The sequence below is a fragment of the Shinella sp. genome (assembly GCF_049651085.1).
Taxonomy (GTDB): Bacteria; Pseudomonadota; Alphaproteobacteria; order Rhizobiales; family Rhizobiaceae; genus Shinella.
Window position 1 is genome coordinate 187,211 of sequence record NZ_JBASBL010000027.1, and the last position, 20,504, is coordinate 207,714.

Consider the following 20,504-nt stretch of genomic DNA (forward strand, 5'->3'; position numbering starts at 1 on the left):
ACGGGTTTGCGGAAACGTGGCACGCTTGCTCAAGCGAAAGCGATGGGAGGAATATCATGAACAACCTGAAACAGGCCTGCGACGCTGTTCTGCGGGACGTATGTGCGGGCGATCCTCGCGTGCCGGGTGTGGTGGCGATGATCACCGATCACAGAGGCGATATCTATTCCGGTGCGGCCGGTGAGCGCCGACTGGGCGGCGCGCCCATGACTGAGGATACGGTCTTCGCGATCTTCTCGACGACCAAGGCGATTGCTGGCACTGCTGCCCTGCAGTGCGTTGAGGACGGATTGCTCGACCTTGATGCACCCGCCAAGACCTACGCTCCGGCAATCGGCAAGCTGCAGGTGATCGACGGTTTCGACGCAGATGGAGCGCCCCGCCTGCGCGCGCCCAGATCCGACGTCACTACACGCCAGTTGATGCTGCATACTGGCGGCTTTGGATACGATTTCTTCTCCGAGAACTACAAGCGGCTCGCCGAAGAGCATGGTCAGCCCTCGGTTGTCACGGCCTCACGGGCTGCCATCGAAACGCCGCTGCTTTTCGATCCGGGAACGCGCTGGGAATATGGCAGCAATATCGACTGGGTCGGCCAGGTGGTGGAGGGCATCCGGGGGAAACGGCTGGGCGAAGTGATGCGCGAACGCATTTTCGACCCACTCGGCATGGGTGAGGTCGCCTTTACCCGTACCCAAGCGATGAAGGCCCGAACGGCCATCATCCATGCGCGCAGCGCAGACGGGATGCTTGCACCGATGGATGACTTCTTCCTGCCTGACAATCCCGAAATCGATATGGGGGGACACGGGCTTTATGCGACCGTGCCCGAATACATGAAGTTCATCCGCATGTGGCTCAATGACGGCGCAGGACCGAACGGTCGCGTGCTGCAGCCGGAAACGGTCGCCTGGGCCGTGAAGAACGGGCTGGAGGCGCACCAGACGGTGGGCATGCTGCCCGGGGTGATCCCATCGCTCTCGAACGACGCCGAATTCTTCCCCGGCCAGAAAAAGGGCTGGTCCTATACCTTCATGACCAATGAGGAGGTAGCCCCCACCGGCCGTCCGGCAGGCTCGATCGGCTGGGCGGGACTGGCCAACTGCTTCTACTGGATCGACCGGCAGTCCAATCTCGGAGGCTACTGGGCAACCCAGATCCTGCCTTTCGGCGATCCGGCGTCCTTCTCGGGATATCTTGCTTTCGAGAGTGCGGTTTACAAGGCGATGGCGGGATGAGGGTCGCCTCATAAGCTTGCGGAGGAAGATGGCGAGGGGCTGAGCTCCTCGCCCGTTCACCGTTTGGGAGGAGGGGATGAACCGGCTGATACCATTCGAAGAGCTACCCGATTGGGTGCCGGGCCGGCTTCTGCTTGCAAGCGACGGTCTGGGTTGGCGCCATGTCCAGTTGCGCTCCTATCACTATGAGGGACAGGACGTGATCGTTCCGGCCATGCGCGACTTCATGCTGGTTGGATATCGTGCCGGTACCACGCCCATGCGGCGTCGCTTTGAGGGGCGCTGGACCAACGAAACGCTTGGCCCCGGCGCCACTTCCCTTCTAACGCGCGCGCAGCGGGCCAACTGGACATGGCATCAGCCGATAGACGTCACCCATCTGTATCTTGATGGTGGCTTCGCTTCGGAAGTGGCGAGCGAGGTAATGGACTGCCACGTCAAGGACGTTACGCTTGCCGATGTACTGCGCACGGAGGACCCCGTGGTGACCTATGCGATGGAGATGATCTCCGCTGAGGCGCGTGATCGCGGGCTGGGCGGGGCGCTCTATGTGGAATCGCTCGCCCGTGCGCTAGTCGTTCATCTTCTGCGCCGCTATGCCTCGGTGCACTCGCGCGATCCCGTCTTGCCCGGAACGCTCTCGCCACGTCAACAGCGCCTGATTGCCGATTATATCGAGGCGCATCTGGCGGAGCCGCTGGATCTGAAGGGGATGGGAGCTGTGCTCGGCCTTTCACCCTGTCTGTTTGCCCGTCAGTTCCGGAGCAGTTTCGGGAAGCCTCCTTATGCGTGGGTGATCGCGGCCCGGATCAAGCGTGCGCAATTCCTTCTGGCGCGCAGCCAGATGCCGATCAAGGCGATTGCCGCCGAGTGCGGATTTTCCGATCAGGCCCATCTGACGCGAGTGTTTTCCCTGGCCTGCAAGCAAACGCCCGCCGCCTTCCGGCGACGGGCAAGCTGAAGGAACGAATGCTCCAGGGCAGCGCCGCATTGTCGCATCGCCGCCCTTGGCCGGTCAGCTCGTGGCGAAGCCTTCATAACCGGCTTCAGCGGCTTCCAGACATCTTTTCCGATAGGCGCCGACGCCGCCGGTATAGGAAAGCACCCGGCGTGGTTTGCCGGGTACGTTGGAACCCGTATACCAGGAGTTGGTGCGGGCGATCAGCGTGGCATTGGCGGTTTCGTCGTGATGGCGCACCCAGGCCTCTTCGCCCTCGGCTGTCGGCTCGATCACCGTCTTGTTCGACCCGCGCAGAGCCTTGATGCAATCGGTGATCCACTCGGTCTGCTGCTGCAGGCACGTGGTCATGTTGCACAGGGCCGCCGAAGGTGCGAGAGGCGCGCCGGTCATGAACAGGTTCGGGAAGCCGTGCTTTTGCATTCCGAGGGTGGTGCGGATCTCCCGGCGCCATTCTTCCGCCAGTTTCATGCCGTCGCGGCCGGTAATGTCGATGCGTGAAAGTGCGCCGGAGCCTGCATCGAAGCCCACCGCCATGATGATCACGTCGAGCGGATATACCGTGCCGTCTTCTAGCTTCACGCCCTCGGGCACGATTTCGGCGATCGCATTGTCTTTCACGGACACCGCCTGGACATTTTCGCGCAGATATACCTCAAGGTAGTTCATCTCGAGGGGCACGCGATGGGTGCCGAAACCGTAGTCGCCCTTCTTGGGAACGAGGATGTCAATCAACTCTGGGTCCTTCAGCCGTGCCGCCATTTTCCCGCGCACGAACGCCGAGATTTCCTCGCTGACATCTTCGTCGAAGAACATCTCGGCGAAGGACGCCAGCCAGAGCTTGAGCGATCCGTCGGAGTGAATCTCCTCGAGCACGTCGAGGCGTTGTGCGGGCGTTAGACTGGCCCACTGGTGCTCGAAATCATACTCGAACCCGGTAAAGCTGTGTGGCAGATTCAGCTTCAGTTCATCGAAGCGGCTCTTGTACCATTGCTCCTCATCGGGGCCGTATTTCGGATTTTTCATCGGCAGCACGTATTGCGGCGTGCGCACGAAGACCTTCAATTCGCCGACTTCGCTTGCGATGGTCTGGATGACCTGTATGCCGGTCGCGCCGATGCCTATGACGCCGACCCGCTTGCCTGTCAGGTTGAGGCCGCCTCTCGGATAGCGGGCCGTGTGCACGATTTTCCCGTTGAACGACGCCTGCCCCTTGAAACGATCCTCCAGCGGCGCCGAAAGCATGCCGGTGCAGCCGATCAGGAACTGCGTGTCATAGGTTTCACCCTTGTCGGTCTCGACCAGCCAGCGCCCGGTCACGTCATCGAAGCGTGCCGTTGTCACGCGGGCGTTGAAGGTGAAATCCTTTCGCAGGTCGAGCCGGTCCGCGATGTAGTTCATCCAGCGTTCGATTTCAGGCTGGGCGGGGAAGCGCTCGCTCCAGGTCCAGTCCTTGTACAGCTCCTCATCGAAAAGATATTGGTAGATGTAGCTTTCGGAATCGAATTTTGCGCCGGGATAGCGGTTCCAGTACCACGTGCCGCCAACATTCGATCCCGCCTCCACCCCATGGACTTCCATTCCTTCCTGTCGCAGCTGGTGGAGCTGATAGAGCCCGGCAACGCCAGCTCCGATGACAAGCGCATCGATCTTACGTGTCATGTTGATCCTCCCTTGAACCACGTGCGATGTCGCACGTTTCGACCGGGCCGCTTTCGTTGCGGCAAGGCCGTCAGGCAAGCTAGGGGAGCATCTGGGCTCGAGTATTGAACATTCAGACGTGTGCTTTGAATGAAAATGGCGGGCTGCTCGGCGATCGCGTGTTGCAGGCGAAGGAACTAGGCCCGGCCGTGACAGCTCCGGTTGTAGAGCGTCCCGATGTGAAGCCGCTCATCGGGGGGCGTCATGTTGTTTTCAGTGGGGCATGCTCTCAGAGGATGTTGACCGGAACCTTCAGGAAGGTGCCGCCGCTCTCGTCTGCGGGCGGGAGCTGTCCGGCCCGCATGTTGACCTGGAGCGAGGGAATTATGAGCCTTGGAACGGCGAGCATCGCGTCGCGTGCTTCACGCATTTTCACGAACTCATCCTCGCTTATGCCCTTGCCGATATGGATATTGTGTTCACGCTCTTCGGCGACCGTGGTTTCCCACTGGATGTCACGTCCGTTCGGACCGTAGTCATGGCACATGAACAGCCGTGTTTCGCCGGGTAAGCTCAGGATCCGCTGTATGGAGCGATAGAGGGTGCGAGCGTCGCCTCCCGGGAAATCGGCACGGGCGGAGCCGCCGTCCGGCATGAACAGCGTGTCTCCGACAAAGGCCGCATCGCCCACGACGTGGGTCATGCAGGCCGGGGTATGGCCCGGCGTATGGAGCACGCGGACGCCCATCGTGCCGATCCTGTAGCTGTCTCCATCATTGAACAGCCGGTCGAACTGCGATCCGTCGCGCTGGAACCCGGTGCCTTCGTTGAATATCTTGCCGAAGGTCTCTTGGACGACGGTGATATTCTCGCCGATGGCAAGCTTGCCGCCCAGCTCCTTCTGAATATATGGTCCTGCGGACAGATGATCGGCATGGACGTGCGTCTCGATCAGCCATTCGAGTTCCCAGCCCTTGTCCCGAATATGGGCAATTATCCTGTCGGCGCCACCAAATGTGATGCGGCCGGCCGCATAGTCGATATCCATGACAGAATCGATCACCGCGCATGCGTTGGACGCGGGGTCCTTGACGATGTAGCTGATCGTGTTGGTCGGCTCGTCGAAAAACGCAACGATCTCCGGCTTGACGGCAAGGTGGGACGGGGAGAGGGACGGTTCGTGCATTGGAAGCTCCTGCTCGGGGAGGGACGGTGCGACCATGCGCATGTCGCTGCGCGGTGAGATGCGAGCACCGCTTGCGCTGTGACAGGTCGCACGAAGATGAACGGACGGTGCGGGTAACCCGTCCGCCCATTCACGACAACAAGCGATTTAAACGCCTAGAGTTCGCATATTGCTCTCATAGAATTCCATGGCGTCCGGCATTGCGCCCTCATGTCTTTCGATCCTGACCAGGCAGGTATAGGCAGCGCATCCCTGGCCAAAGGCTGATGTTGGAATATCCGGTGTGAGAACATTGGGATTGCCTGCAATATCCATGCCCGTCGACGGCGTAAACCATGAGCCGGTCGGCAGGACGATGACGCCTTCCATGACGGCGTCGTCCAGGCATATGGACGCCAGGCATGAACCGCGATCATTCCACAGCCTCACCATGTCGCCCGCCACGATGCCCCGGCGTTCTGCGTCTGCCGGATTGAGACGCGCCGTTTCCCTGCCTTGAACCTTCTGCTCAAGGCTGGAAGCACCCTTCGGGATCTGGCTGTGCAGACGACCGACTGGCTGGTTTGAAATCAGGTGCAGTTCTTCCGGCGCGTCCGCATTTCCAAGCCATTCCAGCGGTTCGAACCAACTGGGGTGGCTTGCGCAGTCCGCATGATCGAGCTGTGCGAGCGTTTCGCTGCCCAGCACGATGCGCCCGCTCTCGGTCATTAGCGGGTGAAGGTCAGGGGTTGCACGATATTCCGCAAGATAGGTGTAGCTGCTCTTCATGGGAACTTCAGCCCGGCCGACCTGCCAGAAGGTTTCAAAATCCGGCATTTCGAAGTCCAGTTTAGTGGACGCATGTTCCCGGCTGAGATCGTAAAGGTGTCGTACCCACCCCATTTCGTCCCGTCCTTCGTCGAATTTGTCGGCAACGCCAAGGCGCTTCGAGATCGCCCGGAATATATCGAAATCCGAACGGGATTCTCCCAGTGGCTCGATGGCCTTGCGCATCGCCATGATGTAGTTGGTCCGCTTGTTGCCCCCCAGGTCGTTGCGCTCGATGGAGGTACAGGCCGGCAGCACAATGTCAGCCCGCAGCGCGGTGGCGGTCCATACGGGATCTTGCACGATGATCGTTTCCGGTCGGGCCCAGGCCTCGGAAAGCCGGTTCAGGTCCTGATGGTGATGGAATGGATTGCCGCCTGCCCAGTAGACCAGGCGCGTATCCGGAAATTGCCTCGTCTCGCCCTGATAAGTGAAGGTCTTACCCGGATTGAGAAGCATCTCCGCGATACGGGAAACCGGAATGAAACTGTCTATGGGGTTTTGCAGCTGGGACATGCCCGGAGAGCGACCAATACCGATCGGAGCGCCATTGCCGGCAGTCGAGCCATAACCGTAGCTGACCCCACCACCGGGAAGGCCAACCTGCCCGGTGGTTGCCGCGAGCGCCAATGCCGCCCAGTACGGCTGCTCGCCGTGTTGAGCCCTTTGAAGGCTCCAGGACACGCTCAGCATGCTGCGCGTGTCCACCAGCCGCGGCGCCAGCGACCGGATTTGCGCCGCACTTAGCCCGCAAATCCCGGCAGCCCATTCCGCATCCTTGCAGCGGCCGTCGAGGTCGCCGCGAAGATAGCCGAGAAGGCGCTCAGAACCGCTGCAATAGCGTTCGAGAAATGGCCGGTCGTGTTTGCCTGCCTTCAGTATTTCACCCGACAGGCCCAGCATGAGCGCCGCGTCGGTATTCGGGCGAATGGGCCACCACTCGGCATTCACCCACTCGGGAAGGTCATCGCGGACTGGCGAGACGAGGACGACCTTGACGCCGCGCTGCGCGATGTCACGCAGATATCCTTCGATCAGGTGCCGTGCGACGCTGCCGGCTTCGCTCTGGGCTGTTCGCGGCGCGATCGATCCAAAGACGACCAGCGTCTCCGTGTGTTCGGCCACCGTATCGAGCGTGCTGCCCTGGCCATAGCAAGCCTCGTCGCTACCAAGAACATGCCGCAATATGACCGGGCCTGCGGCAATGCTGTAGGTGTCCACGTGATTGGTGAAGCCACCCACCAGATTGAGCATGCGCTTCAAGAGCGTTGCGGCATGCTGGAACCGTCCCGCGCTGGTCCAGCCGTAAGAGCCGGCGAAAATCGAAGCATTCCCGAAATCCGTCCGGACACGATCGATCTCTCCCGCCACGAGATCGGTTGCCTCTTCCCAGCTCACGGCTACGAAAGGTTCTTCACCTCGCAGGGAGCGGTTGCTGTTTTCCTTTTTCTCCAGCCACCCCCGCCGCACCATGGGCTTGAGCACGCGCAATTCGGGATCGGCCCACTGCTTTACCGATTGGATGATCGGCGAGGGGGCCGGGTCGTCGGGGGCCGCTTCGATCCCGATGAGCTTTCCGTCCCGAACGAGGATTGTGTAGGCACCCCAATGGCTGCAATGCGGAATCCGCGTGATATTCTCGCTCATTGGACCTTCTCTTTCTCGGCACGACAAACTACGGCTTTACAGCATCGCCAGGGCAAGCGTCAGGTTACGCCGCTTCCTGTCTTTTTCGTGTGATCAACGGTGCTGCGATCGACCAGATGACAATTGCGGCCGTTATGGTGGCAAGGATTGCCGCGATAGGCCGGTTGACGAAGCCGATGAGGCTACCGTCCGACTTGACCATGGAGGCTATGAAGTTGGCCTCCAGCATCGGTCCGAGCACGATGCCGAGGATGATGGGGGCGACGGGGAATTCATTTTCTTCCAGCACGAAGCCGAGGAAACCGAAGCCGAGCATGATCAGCACGTCGAACAAGGAGTTGTTTACCGCATAGGCGCCAACGATGGAGAACAGCAGGATCACCGGCATCAGCACCTTGCGCGGCACTTTCAGAACATGGCGCGAGATTTTGATGATGGCCCAGCCGAGCGGTAGCATGAGCAGGTTCGCCACCAGGAAAACGATGAAGATCGCATAGGCGTTCTGCGGCGCGTGAATGAAGATGGTCGGGCCCGGATTGAGGTTCTTCATGTAGAGAACACCGATCGCGATAGCGGTGATGGAGTCGCCGGGGATGCCGAATACCAGCGCAGGGATCCAGGTGCCCCCCAGCGCGCTGTTGTTGGAAGCGCCGGCCTCGACCAGTCCCTCGGGGTGCCCGGTGCCGAATTTTTCGGGTGTCTTCGAGAATTTTTTGGAGATTGCGTAGGACATCCAGGCAGCGATATCCGCGCCGGCTCCAGGCAGTGCGCCAATGATTGTGCCGAGCGTGCTGCCGCGCAGCGTTGCCATGGGGTAGCAGCGCATCAAGCCACCCATACCCCGGAAGATGCCGTCGATTTCTCCCGATGTTTCAGGAATCTTCTGGCCCTGGGGGCGAATGATCGAGCGCAGCACTTCAGATACCGCGAACATGCCGACCATGACCGGGATCAGGGAAAAGCCGCTCATCAACTCGACATTGCCGAAGGTGAAACGCGGCATGCCCGCCGGATTCTGCATGCCGACAAGGGCGATTGCGAGACCGAAGAACAGCATCAGGACGGCCTTGATCGGCCGCCGCGCACCAATGAAGACCGCCCCTCCCAGCCCCAGCAGGACAAGCCAGAAGAACTCCACGGTGGAGAAATTGAGAGCGAACTCGGCGAGGGCGGGAGCGGCGAACATCAGCACCAGCGCGCCGAAAATACCGCCAATGGTCGAGAACACCAGTCCTATCCCGAGCGCGCGTTCCGGATGGCCGTTGAGGTTCATCCGGTAGGCCTCATCGACATAGGCGGCGGAGGCCGGAGTGCCCGGAATGCGGAGCAGGCAGCCAGGAATGTCGCCCGAAAAAATCGCCATCGCGCTGGTCGTCACGATTGCTGCAATAGCCGGGATAGGGGGCATGAAGAAGGTGACAGGCACCAGAAGGGCGATCGCCATCGTGGCTGAAAGTCCCGGGATACAGCCGATGACCAGGCCATAGATGCCCGACAGCACCATTACACCCAGAACATAGGGCGTGAACACCATCTCAAGTGCGAGTAGATAGGCGTCGCTCATTCTTGCAGTTCCTCATGGCAAGTGCGGTTGCGTGAAAATACCGACGCCCGCGATTGCATAGTTGACTTTCAGCCCTTTGCGTCCGCTGGGGCGCGAGAAGCCTCTCAGGTGTAGAACAATTCACCACGCGGCAGCGGTACGCCCAGAAGCATGTCGAAGATGGCGTAGATGAACGCAACCATGACGACGGCCACCACCAGCGACAGTACCGGCTTGACGCCCAGGGCCAGTTGAAGGACCAGCAGCACCGCACAGGCGCAGAGCAGGAAACCGATTTCCTCGACCGAGTAGACGTAGAAGATCACCATGGCCGGCACGAGCAGGAACTGGAGCACCCGGCGGGGATCTCGGATCCAGTCATCGAAGGCAAAGAACGCAACTGTACCGGACTGTCGCATCGATGTGGCGATCAGCACCATCGCCGACAGGCCGAGGCAGGCTGCAATCACCTTCGGAAAGAAGGCAGGGCCGTATTCCTGGGCCGCGGGATTAGGCAGGGCCGCAGCGAAAAACCAAAGAGTAATAGAAAATCCGAGCAGCACGACGCCGCTGACAATGTCATTGAGCCGCATTGCGGTCTCCCCCCATTCGCAAATCTGGCGACGTGCGCCGGCAACTTTTCCCACTCCTCAGGAAAAGCGGAAACCATCCGGTCCGGCCGGACCGGATGGTCGTCAGTCTTACTGCGCCAGGCCGATTTCTTTCAACAATTGCCCGTTGACGCTGTCGGCTTGGCTCATGAAGGCTGCGAAGTCGGCGCCGTTACGCCACTGCAGGCCAAAGCCCCGGTTCTTCATGAATTCCTGGAATTCTTCGCTGTGGTATGCCTTCTCGAGAGCGGCGCCCAGCTTGTCCACCGCCTCCTGCGGCATATCCTTCGGCCCTGCGAAGCCGCGCCAGGTTCCGTAAGACCAGTCGACGCCTTCTTCCTTGACGGTGGGAACATTGTCGAAGCCGTACAGCCGCTCATCAGCCATCACGGCCAGTGACTTCACCTTTCCGGCTTCCGCCAGGGCGCGGGTTTCGCCCAGCGACGAACCTACGACTGCAATGCCGCTTGCCATCAGTTCCTGCTGCGCTGCGGCGGCCGAATCCATCGTCACCCACGGCGTGGCGTCAGGCGCAGCGCCGTAGGTCTTGAGAAGACCAGCCAGCGCGATATGGCCGAAGGAGCCGGCGCCGCCGCCGGAAGACTTCATCTTGCCCGGTTCGGCCTTTGCGGCCTCCAGGAAGTCCTTCAGCGAGTTGAACGGCGAATCTGCGGCTACGGTGACGGCCGCCGGGTCGAAGTTAACCTGCCCGAATGCGGTGAAATCGGCCGAGGTAAGCTGGCTGAAGCCAACCCAGTGCATCGTGGTGATTTCAAGCGTCACCATGCCGATCGTGTAGCCATCCGGCTTGGCGGAGGCGATGGCCTGGTGGCCGACGGCACCGCTGCCGCCGGTCTTGTTGATGACGGCGATCGGTTTGCCGAGTTCCTTTTCCATAAGATTGGCGATCATGCGGGCGACCGCATCCGATCCGCCGCCTGCACCCCACGGAACGACCATCTGGATCGGGCGCTCCGGGTATTCGGCATGGGCGCCGGTGATGCCGAGCAGAGTACCGGCGAGCGCCGTGGCGAAAAGCAGCTTGATGTTCATAAAATCCTCCATTGAACAACATGACTGGAAAGGTGTCGGGTGGTGCAAACGGTGCCGTTGGCGTCAATCCTGTCTTCGGGCTGCGTCAGCAAGCACCATTGCCGCTGCGCGCTCGGCGATCATCAGCGTCGGCGCATTGATGTTGCCGCTGACGATGGTTGGGATGGCCGAGGCATCGGCCACGCGAAGACCGTCGACGCCGCGCAGGCTGAGGTCGGGATAAAGGGGGGCGTCCTCATCGGCGCCCATGCGAACGGTGCCGCAGGGGTGGAAGATCGTGCTGGCCATGCCGCGTACATAGTCCAGCATCTCGTCGCGGGTGCTGACCTGCGGCCCGGGCCAGTATTCGCTGTGCAGTTCGGACGCCATCGGCTCCTTGGCGAAGATGGAACGCGCAACGCCCAGGGCATCGACATAGAAATCACGGTCGGTCTGAGTAGACAGATAGTTGGCGGCGATCTTCGGCGCCTGGCGCATGTCGGCGGAAGCGAGGGTGATCTCCCCTCGGCTTTCCGGGCGCAATTGGCTGACTGTTGTGGTGAAGCCTGAGAACGGGTGCAGGGGCTCTCCGGTCTTCGGAGCGGAGAACGAGAATTGCAGCAGTTGGCCGTCGACGCGCTCCAGTTCCGGGCGCGAGCGGAAGAAGGCGCCGACCTGCCCGGCAGCGAAGGTCATCAATCCTCGCCGGCGCACGATATAGTCGAGGCCGATGCCGAGCTTACCCCACAAGCTGCGCAGCACGTCGTTCTGCGTGATCTTGCGGTTGGCACGCAGCACCATGCGGCACTGCAGGTGATCCTGCAGGTTCTGGCCAATGCCGGCGCTATCGAGGCGCACGTCGATGCCTTGATGCCTGAGCGCTGGCGCGGGGCCGATCCCGGAAACCATAAGCAGCTGAGGCGTGTTGATCGCGCCCAGAGTGAGGATGGTCTCCCGACGAGCGTTGCACCGAACCACATCGCCGCCGCGCATCGCCTCAACCCCGATCACCCGGCGTCCATCCGCTGCAAACAGCAGACGGGTTGCCTGGGTATGCGTCAGGATCCGCAGGTTGGGGCGTGACTTGGCACGCCGCAGCATTTCGGAGCCGCTGCTCGAGCGGAACCCGTTGCGCGTGGTCAGATCATAGTAACCGACACCATCTTGATCCGGGCCGTTGAAATCGTCGTTGCGCTTGAGCCCCGCAGCTTCCGCGCTGGCGATGATCATTTCGCAAAGTTCTGGCCGGTCCACCGGCTTTGCCACGGAAATCTCGCCGCCGGCACCATGCCATGCGCTGGCGCCACCGTGATAGTCCTCGTGCTGCTTGAAGAAGGGGAGCAACTCGTCGAAGGACCAGCCGGGAACTTGCCAGTCGTCGTAGTCCCGCCTGTCTCCGCGAATGTATACCAGCCCGTTGATTGCGCCCGAGCCGCCCAGAACCTTGCCGCGCGGCCAATAGATGCTGCGGTTCTTCAGTTCCGGCTCCGGCTCGGTCTGGTACATCCAGTTGTAGCGCGGATTCACGAAGGTTTTCGCATAGCCGATCGGAATTCTCAGCCACGGATAGCTGTCTGGACCGCCGGCCTCCAGCAGGAGCACGGTATGGCGTCCATCGGCGCTCAGCCGGTCGGCGAGCAGCGAGCCTGCGCTTCCTGCCCCTACGATGATGAAGTCCGCGTCGAAATGCACATCATTTTGCATGGAAAAGAGATCCGAAATTCAAAAACGTTCTCTATTTAAGAACATGAGTATCACTATACATAACAAAAAAGATGATGTAAACACATCTCCTACGCAGAAGAGCGGCCATGCGGGCCGTGTCGCTGTGCAGAAATGAGGATGGAGAGGGACGCGAGGTGGCTATGACTTCTCAGGAAACCAACGGGGGCAGCCTGTGTTCGGCGGTTAGCCTGCATGACGGTGATGACGTGGCCGTGATGGTCAGTGAAGGGCGCAAGGGGATCGTTTGCTCCGTCGCCTTGGCTGATGGCAGCGCGCTGGAGCTGGCGCTGGCGACCGACGTGCCGTTCGGGCACAAGCTGGCACTGCGATCGCTGGCCAATGCCGAGGCCGTCAAGAAATACGGCGTCCCGATCGGCCGCGCGACAGAGGCAATCCCTGCCGGCGCGCATGTGCATATCCACAATCTTGCCGGTCTGAAGACCGATCTTTCGGGAGTGAGCCAGTGACCCGTACGTTCAAAGGATATCGCCGTGCGGTCGGTCGTTCAGGCGTTCGCAACAAGGTTCTGATCCTGCCGCTCGATCGCTATTCAAACCAGGTCGCCTGGGCGGTGGCCAACACGGTCGCCGGCGTCACGGTATTCCAGAATCCCGGCGACATGGGCCGTCATGGCAAGGACCGCGAGCGCCTGTTTCGCGTCATGCTCGGGCTTGCCCGCAATCCCAATGTGCATTCGGTGGTGATGATCGGCGTGCGCATGGACTTCAACTATCCCGAAACACGCGCGACACGCATGATCGAGCACCTCGAGGGCGTGGGCAAGCCGATCGAGTTCGTCGAGGTGGCGAGCGACGGCGGCATGGGCCTGACCACGCTCAAGGCGCAGAAGATCGCTCGCCAGTTGGTGCGCGATGCCGCTCTTCAGCAGCGCGAGGACATCCCGCTGTCGGACCTTCTCGTCGGCATCAAATGCGGTATCTCCGACGGGACTTCCGGGATTTCGGGCAATCCGGCGCTCGGCCAGGCAATGGATCGTCTGGTGGAGGCCGGTGGGTCGGTCATCATCTCGGAAACCACCGAGGTGATTGGAGCAGAGCATATTCTGGCCGAGCGTGCCGTCGATGAAGAGACGCGCCAGCGGCTGCTTGCGATGGTTGCCAAGACCGAGGCACAGGCGCGGTCGGTTGGCGAGGACATTCGATCGATCAACCCGATCCCCTCGAACATCAAGGCCGGCATCACCACGCTTGAAGAGAAGTCGCTCGGCGCCATCGCAAAGGGCGGCACGTCTCCGCTTCAGGGCGCGCTCGACTACGGCCATCAGCCTCAAGGCAACGGTCTCTACTTCATGGATAGCTGGATGGCCGGCAATGCCCTGATGCCTGGACTGGCCGCAGCGGGATCGCAGATCACCATCTTCCAGTCCGGCGGCGGCGACATGCCGGATGATCCGCCAGTCCCGGCGATCGATCCTGGCATCGTGGCTCCACTTTTCTTCATGACCGGCAACCCCAATCTCGCCGCTAAGCTCGATATCGGGGTCGATTTTGACAGCTCGTCCGTTCTCGCCAACCCGAAGGGCCTCGTCGAGATTGGGCACAAGATCCTGGACGAGCTGGTGCGCACCGCGGATGGCCAGCTCACATGGGGCGAGACGACCAATTACAAGGAAGGCATCGAAGTCTGGTTCGACGGGCCGTTCTTCTGAGGGTGAATAAAATGGAACTTCAAGATCACGGTCATCTGATAGGTGGCGAACGGCGCGCACTCGGCGCGCAAGTCATCACGGTGGAAAATCCGGCTACAGGCTTGCCGGTCGGACGCGTGACGGCGGGCACGGCCGCTGACGCGGCCGAGGCGCTCGACGTGGCAAGAGCGGCGCAGAAGGCATGGGCGCGCAAGACGCCGGTCGAGCGCGGTGGCGTATTGCAGAAGGCGGCGGCATTGCTCGTCGAGCGAGCCGCGGAGATCGGGCGCATCATCACGCTCGAGCAAGGCAAGCCGCTCGACCATGCCACAATGGAGGTGAAGGGCGGTGCCGGACACCTGCAATATCATTCGGAGTGGGCGCGCCGGATGACCGGCTCGGTCATGCCCAGCGACCGGCCCAACAACCGCATCCTCACGACCAAGCATCCCTATGGCGTGGTGGTCGCGATCGTGCCGTGGAACTTCCCGGTCGCGGTCCTGTGCCGCAAGATCGCGCCTGCGCTGATGGCGGGCAACGCCGTCGTCGTCAAGCCATCAGAAATGACGCCATTTTCAGCCTTCCGCGTGGCCGAGGTCCTGAAGGATGCCGGTTTGCCGGACGGTGTCCTCAATATCGTGAACGGCACGGGGCCGGAAGTCGGTGGGGCGCTGGTCGCTCACCCGATCACCCAGCTCGTCACGCTGACCGGATCGGTCGGCGCCGGCCAGTCGGTGATGCGGGCTGCGGCGGAAAACCTGACCGTGGTATCGCTCGAACTAGGCGGCAAGGCGCCCTTCATCGTCATGGAGGATGCCGATGTGGAGCAGGCGGCACGCGATGTCATCTTCGCGCGGTTCAAGAATGCCGGGCAGATTTGCACCTGCGCCGAGCGCGTCTATGTGCATGAGGCCGTTCACGGCGCTTTCGTGAAGAAGGTGGCCGAACTGGCTGCAGCGCTGAAGCTCGGCGATCCGTTGACATCGCCGGACATGGGGCCGGTCATTTCCTCCGCGCAGGTGGAAAAGTTGCGCGCCGTCGTCGCGGCGGCCAGAAAGGATGGCGCTTCCGTGGTCTGCGGCGGCGACCGGCCGGCAGGTGACGCCTTTGCCCAAGGCCACTGGTTCAGCCCGACCGTGCTTTCCGGCGTGTCACATGGCGGATCGCTGACGCAGGAGGAAATCTTCGGACCTGTCTTGCCAGTGGTCAAGGTTGCTTCCTTCGACGAGGCGGTCGCTTTTGCCAATGACAGCGATTTCGGGCTGTCCGCCTATCTCTACACGCAAGACTTCGACCGGATCATGCGGGCAATGGACGAGATCGATTTCGGCGAGATCTTCGTCAACCGGACCGGGCCGGAATCCGTGCATGGTTATCACGGCGGATACCGCAAGAGCGGCATCGGCGGCGACGACGGCCCCTATGGCTTCGAGGCCTATCTGAAGAAGCGGACGGTCTATCTGGGCTATCGCGGCGGGGAGGCATGAAGATGGCGGAAACGGCGTCGAAAGCCACCGGGCTTCGAAACACGCTTGTGGATGTGGAATTTGTGCGTGAGCGGCTCGGCGATCTGATCGTGCTCGATGTCCGCCACCAGCTTTCCGACCCGGCCTGGGGAGAGGCGGCCTATCGTGAAGGGCATCTTCCAGGCGCTTTGTTCGTGCATCTCGACCGCGACCTTTCGGGGCCGGTGACGGGGAGCAACGGTCGCCATCCGCTTCCTGGGCGCGAGGCGTTCCGGCAGTTCATCGCAGGGCTTGGCATCGACGGCAGCCGGCAAGTGGTCGTCTACGATCAGGATGTCGGAGGCTTTGCCGCGCGACTGTGGTGGATGCTCAACAAATGGCTCGGCCTCGACTGCGCAGCCCTGCTAGATGGTGGCATGGCTGCCTGGAAGCAGGCCTGCCTGCAGTTGGAAAGCGCAGAAATACCGGAGCAGGCAAGGCTGGCGGCGAGCGCAATGGCGGCGGCTGGAGAGCCGTTGTCCCCGGTCATAACCATGGCGCAGGTGCGGGCCAATATCGAGACGCCAGGCTTCCTGGTCGTCGATGCGCGCGGCGCCGAACGCTACAGAGGCGAGGTCGAACCTATGGATGCGGTGGCCGGTCATATCCCCGGTGCGCTCAACCGGCCGTTCCCGGCCAACATGGCCCCGGACGGTCGTTTCAAGTCACCGGATGCGCTGCGGCGGGAATGGTTGGAGCTTCTGAACGGGCGTGAGCCCCATGACGTCGTCCATCATTGTGGTTCGGGCGTTACCGGCTGCCACAATGTCCTTGCCATGGAACATGCAGGACTTTCAGGATCGCGCATTTACTCCGGCTCATGGAGTGAATGGTGCACGCATCCGGAAAATCCGATGGTGGTCGGCCCCGCGTCGACAGCCCGCTAAAGGGCTCTGCCCGGAGGAAATGAAACCCGGCTTCGGCCGGGCCCCTTGCCTCCGCCAGCAAGACAGGGCTTGCCCTTTTCGGGCTGGCCCACCACCATTTATATGCGTCAACGTGCAGGGATACGTCCCGCAACAGGCTGTCCGGCAGGCAACCTTTGCGTTTTCGTTCTCCGGCCAGACTATATGGCATGCAAACATCCCGCCTCCGCGAAGGGCCCTTCCTCAGGGACGTTTTGCGGGTTACCACAGGAGCGGTCCTAGTAGCCGAGTGGCGGTCAATACGAGATTTTGAAATGGCAAAGGTTTCGACAAGCGTCACCAAGGCTTTCGCCTTGCTGGAAACTATGGCGCGGCGTCCGCGGCCATGGGGCATAAGCGAGCTGGCGCGTGAGCTCGATCTCACCAAGAGCAACGTGCACTCGCATCTGCAGACCCTGGTCGAGCTCGGTTTCGTTCGTCTTGATTCCGGTTCGACCAAGTATGTGCCGACGCTGAAGATCTGGGAGATCGGCATGCATGTGACCGAGGGCTTTCCTGTCCGCGTCGCCGCGCAGCCCCATCTGGCGGCGCTGGCCGAGGTCGTCAAGAAGACAGTGCATCTCGCCGTGCTGGAGGGCATGGAGGCGGTCTATATCGATCGTATCGAAGCGCCCACCATATTGGAGCCGAGGGTCGACATAGGCGGGCGGGCGCCAGCCCAGTGCGTCGCCACAGGTGTCGCCATGATGAGCACGCTGGACGATGAGAGCCTGCAACGCTGGAACCGCCCCCTCGACCGCCCGACCGAGCGCAGCCCGGCGACTTTTGCCGAGGTGATGGAACTGGTGGAAAAGGCACGCGAGCGCGGTTACGCCAAGACCAACGGCTCCTGGCGTCGCGGTGTGCTTGGTATTGCGGCCCCCATCCGCGTAGCAGCGAATGGTCCGCATCGTGAGACGGTCGCGGGAATAGGCATATCCTGTCTCGACATCGGCGTCGGCGAGGAGGACATACAGTCTCTGGCCAAATATGTAGCCTATTGCGCCGAGCGGGTGAGTGAGGCGCTCGAGCGCCGGGGAGCCTAAGGACCTAGGTCGGGTCCTGGAAAATTGGCACCGGAAGGAGCCGTGATACGACAAAGCCGCTCCCAAGGCTTGAGTTCCATCCAGAGAGGGCGGGCAATTCTCCCGTCCTAGCCCCCACACCATGTGAACAGCGTATGTGTCCCGTTCACCCGGAGGCGATCTGGCCGCCGGCTACCGACAAATACGCATTCAGCATTCGCCTTCCCGCCTTCGTAGGCTACAAGGTGTTCGAGGTCGATTGAGACCACAACGGTCACGTCTATGTCGCGCGCCTCAGCGGCCCGGTTGTGGGAATGACCTGTCGGTTTTGATGCGCATCTGTTTCTTGCAGTCTTCTTTTGGATTGGTGTTCAATATGTCTCGATTCACACGCTTCCTCGTCACCTTGACTGCCGCCGCGGCGCTGCTGGCCGCCGAAGCCCAAGCCTGCACAAGGGTCGTCTATCAAGGGCCTGACGGGCGGAACATCACGGGCCGCAACATGGATTTCAAGGATCCGATGGTCAGCAATTTCTGGGTCTTTCCTCGCGGCATGAAGCGCAATGGAGCCGCCGGTTCGCGTTCGCTGGAATGGACATCGAAATATGGCAGCCTGGCTGTCTCCGGTTATGACATCTCTACGGTCGATGGCATGAACGAAGTCGGCCTCAACGCCAGCCTGCTTTGGCTCAACGCCACAACGTTCCCGGAGGACGACGGTGTGACACCTCGCATGTCGCTCTCGATCTGGGCGCAGTTCTACCTCGATCAATTCGCATCGGTCGCAGAGGCAGTCGAGTATACGCGCAGTCATCCCGTGGACGTGGTAAGCGGTGAAGTGCCCGGCCGCCCAGGCAGTCTCGCACCGCTGCATCTGACACTTTCCGATGCCACCGGCGACAGTGCCGTTCTCGAGTGGATCGGCGGACAGCTGAGCATTCATCATGATCGCACATACCAGGTGGTGACGAACGACCCGCCCTATGGCGACCAGCTCGCCAACCAGAGATACTGGAGCGCGGTCGACTCCCTCAAATTTCTGCCCGGCAGTGGCCGCTCCGAAGACCGCTTCGTGCGGGCTGGCTTCTACATCAACGCGGTGACCCAAAGCGACGACCCCCGGATTGCAGCCGCCGCTGTGTTCAGTGTTATCCGCAACGCTTCGGCACCCTATGGCGTGAGCATTCCGGAAGCGCCGAACCTTTCCACGACCCGCTGGCGTGTGGTGGCGGATCAGAAGGGCATGCTTTTCTATGGCGAATCGGCGACGTCACCCAACGTTTTCTGGGTGGATTTGAAGAAGCTCGACTTCTCTGAAGGCGCGCGTGTGCGCAAACTGGATCTCGGGGTGGACATGAGCCGCGTCCTTACCGGTGAGGCATCGAGCCAGTTCGTCTCTGAGAAACCGTTCGACTTCATGGTCGCCGAATGAGGCCGGGCATGGCAAGCCGAAGAACAAAAAGGCCATAAGAAACAGGCTATCGGTCTGCCGGTATCATGCCGCGCAATCCGAGCAGGTCGAGGGTCAGTTCGCCCTTGGCGATCCGCGCGCGCATATCGGCTTCAGCGGCCAGACGGTCGAGGGCGGCGGCGTGGATTTCGGTCAACCGCTCGGGCGGCAGGACGACGACGCCGTCAGCGTCGCCGATCACCACGTCGCCGGGGTGAACGGTGACGTCTCCAATCTGGATCGGCATTCCGACCGTGCCGGGATTGCACTTGACCGTGCCCTGGATCGAGCAACCGCGTGCGAAGACAGGGAAGTCCATTGCGATGAGGCTATCGCTGTCGCGAACGGCGCCGTCCATGACAAGGCCCGCGATGCCGCGCATTCGTGCCGCGAGGGCGAGAATGTCGCCAAAGGGCCCATGCGATAGCGTGCCGCCGCCGCTGACCACCAGCACGTCCCCGTGCCGGGCCAGAGCGATTGCACGATGCACTGCAAGATTGTCGCCGGCCGGCGAAAAGACCGGCAACACCCTTCCTCGTAGCCTCATTGCGCGATCAAGGGGGGCGATGGCGCCGGGCAAGGCGCCGATCCTGCCCGCCGCCTCGTGGAGGGTTGCGGTGCCGAAGCCGGCTACTTCCTCCAGGAGGTCCGGTGAAATCTGAACTGGATCGGCGGCCTCCCTCATCGGTTCAGGCCGCGGGGCCGACGGTGACATGGAGCGGTGCGAGGCCCGCAAATGTCGCTGCCAGCGTATCGCCCTGCACAACTGGGCCGACGCCATGCGGCGTGCCGGTCAGGATGACATCGCCGGGCTGAAGTTCGAAAAACTCCGACAGGCGGGAGATGATCTCAGGGATGCGCCAGATCAGCAGCGAGATGTCGGATTCCTGCGTGACTTTCCCGTTTACCTTCAGTTCGATGCGGCCTTTGTCGATCCTGCCGGTCTCGGAGATCGGCGTGATTGCACCGACCGGAAAGGAATGGTCAAAGGATTTTGCAATTTCCCACGGGAGTCCACCGCCCTGGATATCGCGGCGCGTCATGTCGAGACCGACGGCGTAGCCCCAGATGTGCGATTCAGCCTCGGCCTCGGGAATGTTGCGGCCACCCTTGCCGATTGCCAGGACCAGTTCGACTTCGTGATGATAGTTCGAGGTCTTCGTGGGGTAGGGGATCGTCGCGCCGCTGGTGACGACGGCATCCGTAGGCTTCTGGAAAAACAAGGGCGGATCACGGTCCGCGTCTCCGCCCATCTCCTCGACATGGGCGACGTAATTGCGGCCGATGCAATAGATGCGGCGCACCGGGAACGTCTTGTCGCTGCCGACGACCGGGATCGCGGCGGCTTTCGGTAGATCGATGACGTGATTGCTCATGCGGTGTGGTCTCCTCCTGCGTGCCTGTTCAGGCGTTCTTGCTCCCGGGCTTCCTCCCTCGGGCGCCGGGTTCGAAGCGTAGCATGTATGATTTCGCAATCAATCGTAATCATACATTATTTGTCGATTGACAGCAAATAAGGTATGCGCCAGATTTCACGCGTCAGCCGGAAGAGGAGCCGGTCTGATGATCGACCGGCGGTCGAA

The 20,504-nt window shown here is 61.4% G+C and carries 17 protein-coding genes; 8 read left to right on the forward strand and 9 right to left on the reverse strand.

The window, feature by feature from the left end; translation table 11 throughout:
- The first annotated feature begins 53 nt into the window (after window positions 1-53).
- Together WA950_RS18220 and WA950_RS18225 are read left to right on the forward strand one after the other, a co-directional pair.
- Window positions 54-1,238: a serine hydrolase domain-containing protein gene (locus tag WA950_RS18220; protein ID WP_424553593.1), complete on the forward strand. Its 1,185-nt coding sequence runs from the start codon at window positions 54-56 to the stop codon at window positions 1,236-1,238.
- Window positions 1,239-1,314: 76 nt separating this feature from the next.
- Window positions 1,315-2,199 carry a helix-turn-helix domain-containing protein gene (locus tag WA950_RS18225; protein ID WP_424553136.1) on the forward strand — a complete coding sequence of 295 codons (885 nt, stop codon included), beginning with the start codon at window positions 1,315-1,317 and terminating at the stop codon, window positions 2,197-2,199.
- 54 nt (window positions 2,200-2,253) lie between these two features.
- On the opposite strand, the gene WA950_RS18230 is transcribed toward WA950_RS18225, so the two are convergent.
- The 7 genes from WA950_RS18230 to WA950_RS18260 all read right to left on the reverse strand — a co-directional run bounded on the left by WA950_RS18230 (window position 2,254) and on the right by WA950_RS18260 (window position 12,355).
- Window positions 2,254-3,858 carry a flavin-containing monooxygenase gene (locus WA950_RS18230; protein WP_424553137.1) on the reverse strand — a complete coding sequence of 535 codons (1,605 nt, stop codon included), beginning with the start codon at window positions 3,856-3,858 and terminating at the stop codon, window positions 2,254-2,256.
- 268 nt (window positions 3,859-4,126) lie between these two features.
- The gene (locus WA950_RS18235; protein ID WP_424553138.1) at window positions 4,127-5,023 is read right to left on the reverse strand and encodes an MBL fold metallo-hydrolase; all 897 of its coding nucleotides are present in this window, start codon (window positions 5,021-5,023) and stop codon (window positions 4,127-4,129) included.
- Window positions 5,024-5,170: 147 nt separating this feature from the next.
- Window positions 5,171-7,477 carry a molybdopterin-dependent oxidoreductase gene (locus WA950_RS18240; RefSeq protein ID WP_424553139.1) on the reverse strand — a complete coding sequence of 769 codons (2,307 nt, stop codon included), beginning with the start codon at window positions 7,475-7,477 and terminating at the stop codon, window positions 5,171-5,173.
- Between the two features lie 64 nt (window positions 7,478-7,541).
- Window positions 7,542-9,041: a tripartite tricarboxylate transporter permease gene (locus WA950_RS18245; protein WP_424553140.1), complete on the reverse strand. Its 1,500-nt coding sequence runs from the start codon at window positions 9,039-9,041 to the stop codon at window positions 7,542-7,544.
- Between the two features lie 104 nt (window positions 9,042-9,145).
- Window positions 9,146-9,613, reverse strand: a complete 468-nt coding sequence (locus WA950_RS18250) for a tripartite tricarboxylate transporter TctB family protein (protein WP_424553141.1) — start codon at window positions 9,611-9,613, stop codon at window positions 9,146-9,148.
- Between the two features lie 108 nt (window positions 9,614-9,721).
- A complete protein-coding gene (locus tag WA950_RS18255) occupies window positions 9,722-10,684 on the reverse strand; it encodes a tripartite tricarboxylate transporter substrate binding protein (protein ID WP_424553142.1) in 963 nt (320 codons plus the stop codon).
- 63 nt (window positions 10,685-10,747) lie between these two features.
- A complete protein-coding gene (locus WA950_RS18260) occupies window positions 10,748-12,355 on the reverse strand; it encodes a GMC family oxidoreductase (protein WP_424553143.1) in 1,608 nt (535 codons plus the stop codon).
- A gap of 173 nt (window positions 12,356-12,528) precedes the next feature.
- On the opposite strand from WA950_RS18260, the gene WA950_RS18265 reads away from it, so the two are divergent.
- The 6 genes from WA950_RS18265 (at window position 12,529) to WA950_RS18290 (ending at window position 18,903) form a co-directional block, all read left to right on the forward strand.
- Window positions 12,529-12,855, forward strand: coding sequence for a UxaA family hydrolase (locus WA950_RS18265; RefSeq protein WP_424553144.1), 327 nt, complete (start codon window positions 12,529-12,531; stop codon window positions 12,853-12,855).
- Complete coding sequence (locus tag WA950_RS18270; protein ID WP_424553145.1) at window positions 12,852-14,057, forward strand: UxaA family hydrolase; 1,206 nt, start codon at window positions 12,852-12,854, stop codon at window positions 14,055-14,057. Before WA950_RS18265 ends, WA950_RS18270 begins: the two co-directional genes overlap by 4 nt.
- A gap of 11 nt (window positions 14,058-14,068) precedes the next feature.
- Complete coding sequence (aldA, locus tag WA950_RS18275) at window positions 14,069-15,523, forward strand: aldehyde dehydrogenase (protein ID WP_424553146.1); 1,455 nt, start codon at window positions 14,069-14,071, stop codon at window positions 15,521-15,523.
- Window positions 15,520-16,428 carry a sulfurtransferase gene (locus tag WA950_RS18280; RefSeq protein WP_424553147.1) on the forward strand — a complete coding sequence of 303 codons (909 nt, stop codon included), beginning with the start codon at window positions 15,520-15,522 and terminating at the stop codon, window positions 16,426-16,428. The genes aldA and WA950_RS18280 overlap by 4 nt, the downstream gene beginning before the upstream one ends.
- 293 nt (window positions 16,429-16,721) lie before the next feature.
- Window positions 16,722-17,492: an IclR family transcriptional regulator gene (locus WA950_RS18285; protein ID WP_424553148.1), complete on the forward strand. Its 771-nt coding sequence runs from the start codon at window positions 16,722-16,724 to the stop codon at window positions 17,490-17,492.
- Window positions 17,493-17,847: 355 nt separating this feature from the next.
- A complete protein-coding gene (locus WA950_RS18290) occupies window positions 17,848-18,903 on the forward strand; it encodes a linear amide C-N hydrolase (protein WP_424553149.1) in 1,056 nt (351 codons plus the stop codon).
- 46 nt (window positions 18,904-18,949) lie between these two features.
- Here WA950_RS18290 and WA950_RS18295 read toward each other — a convergent pair whose 3' ends face one another.
- Together WA950_RS18295 and WA950_RS18300 are read right to left on the reverse strand one after the other, a co-directional pair.
- Window positions 18,950-19,702 carry a 4-carboxy-4-hydroxy-2-oxoadipate aldolase/oxaloacetate decarboxylase gene (locus WA950_RS18295; protein WP_424553150.1) on the reverse strand — a complete coding sequence of 251 codons (753 nt, stop codon included), beginning with the start codon at window positions 19,700-19,702 and terminating at the stop codon, window positions 18,950-18,952.
- The gene (locus WA950_RS18300; protein ID WP_424553151.1) at window positions 19,611-20,297 is read right to left on the reverse strand and encodes a fumarylacetoacetate hydrolase family protein; all 687 of its coding nucleotides are present in this window, start codon (window positions 20,295-20,297) and stop codon (window positions 19,611-19,613) included. The genes WA950_RS18295 and WA950_RS18300 overlap by 92 nt, the downstream gene beginning before the upstream one ends.
- Window positions 20,298-20,504 lie beyond the last annotated feature (207 nt).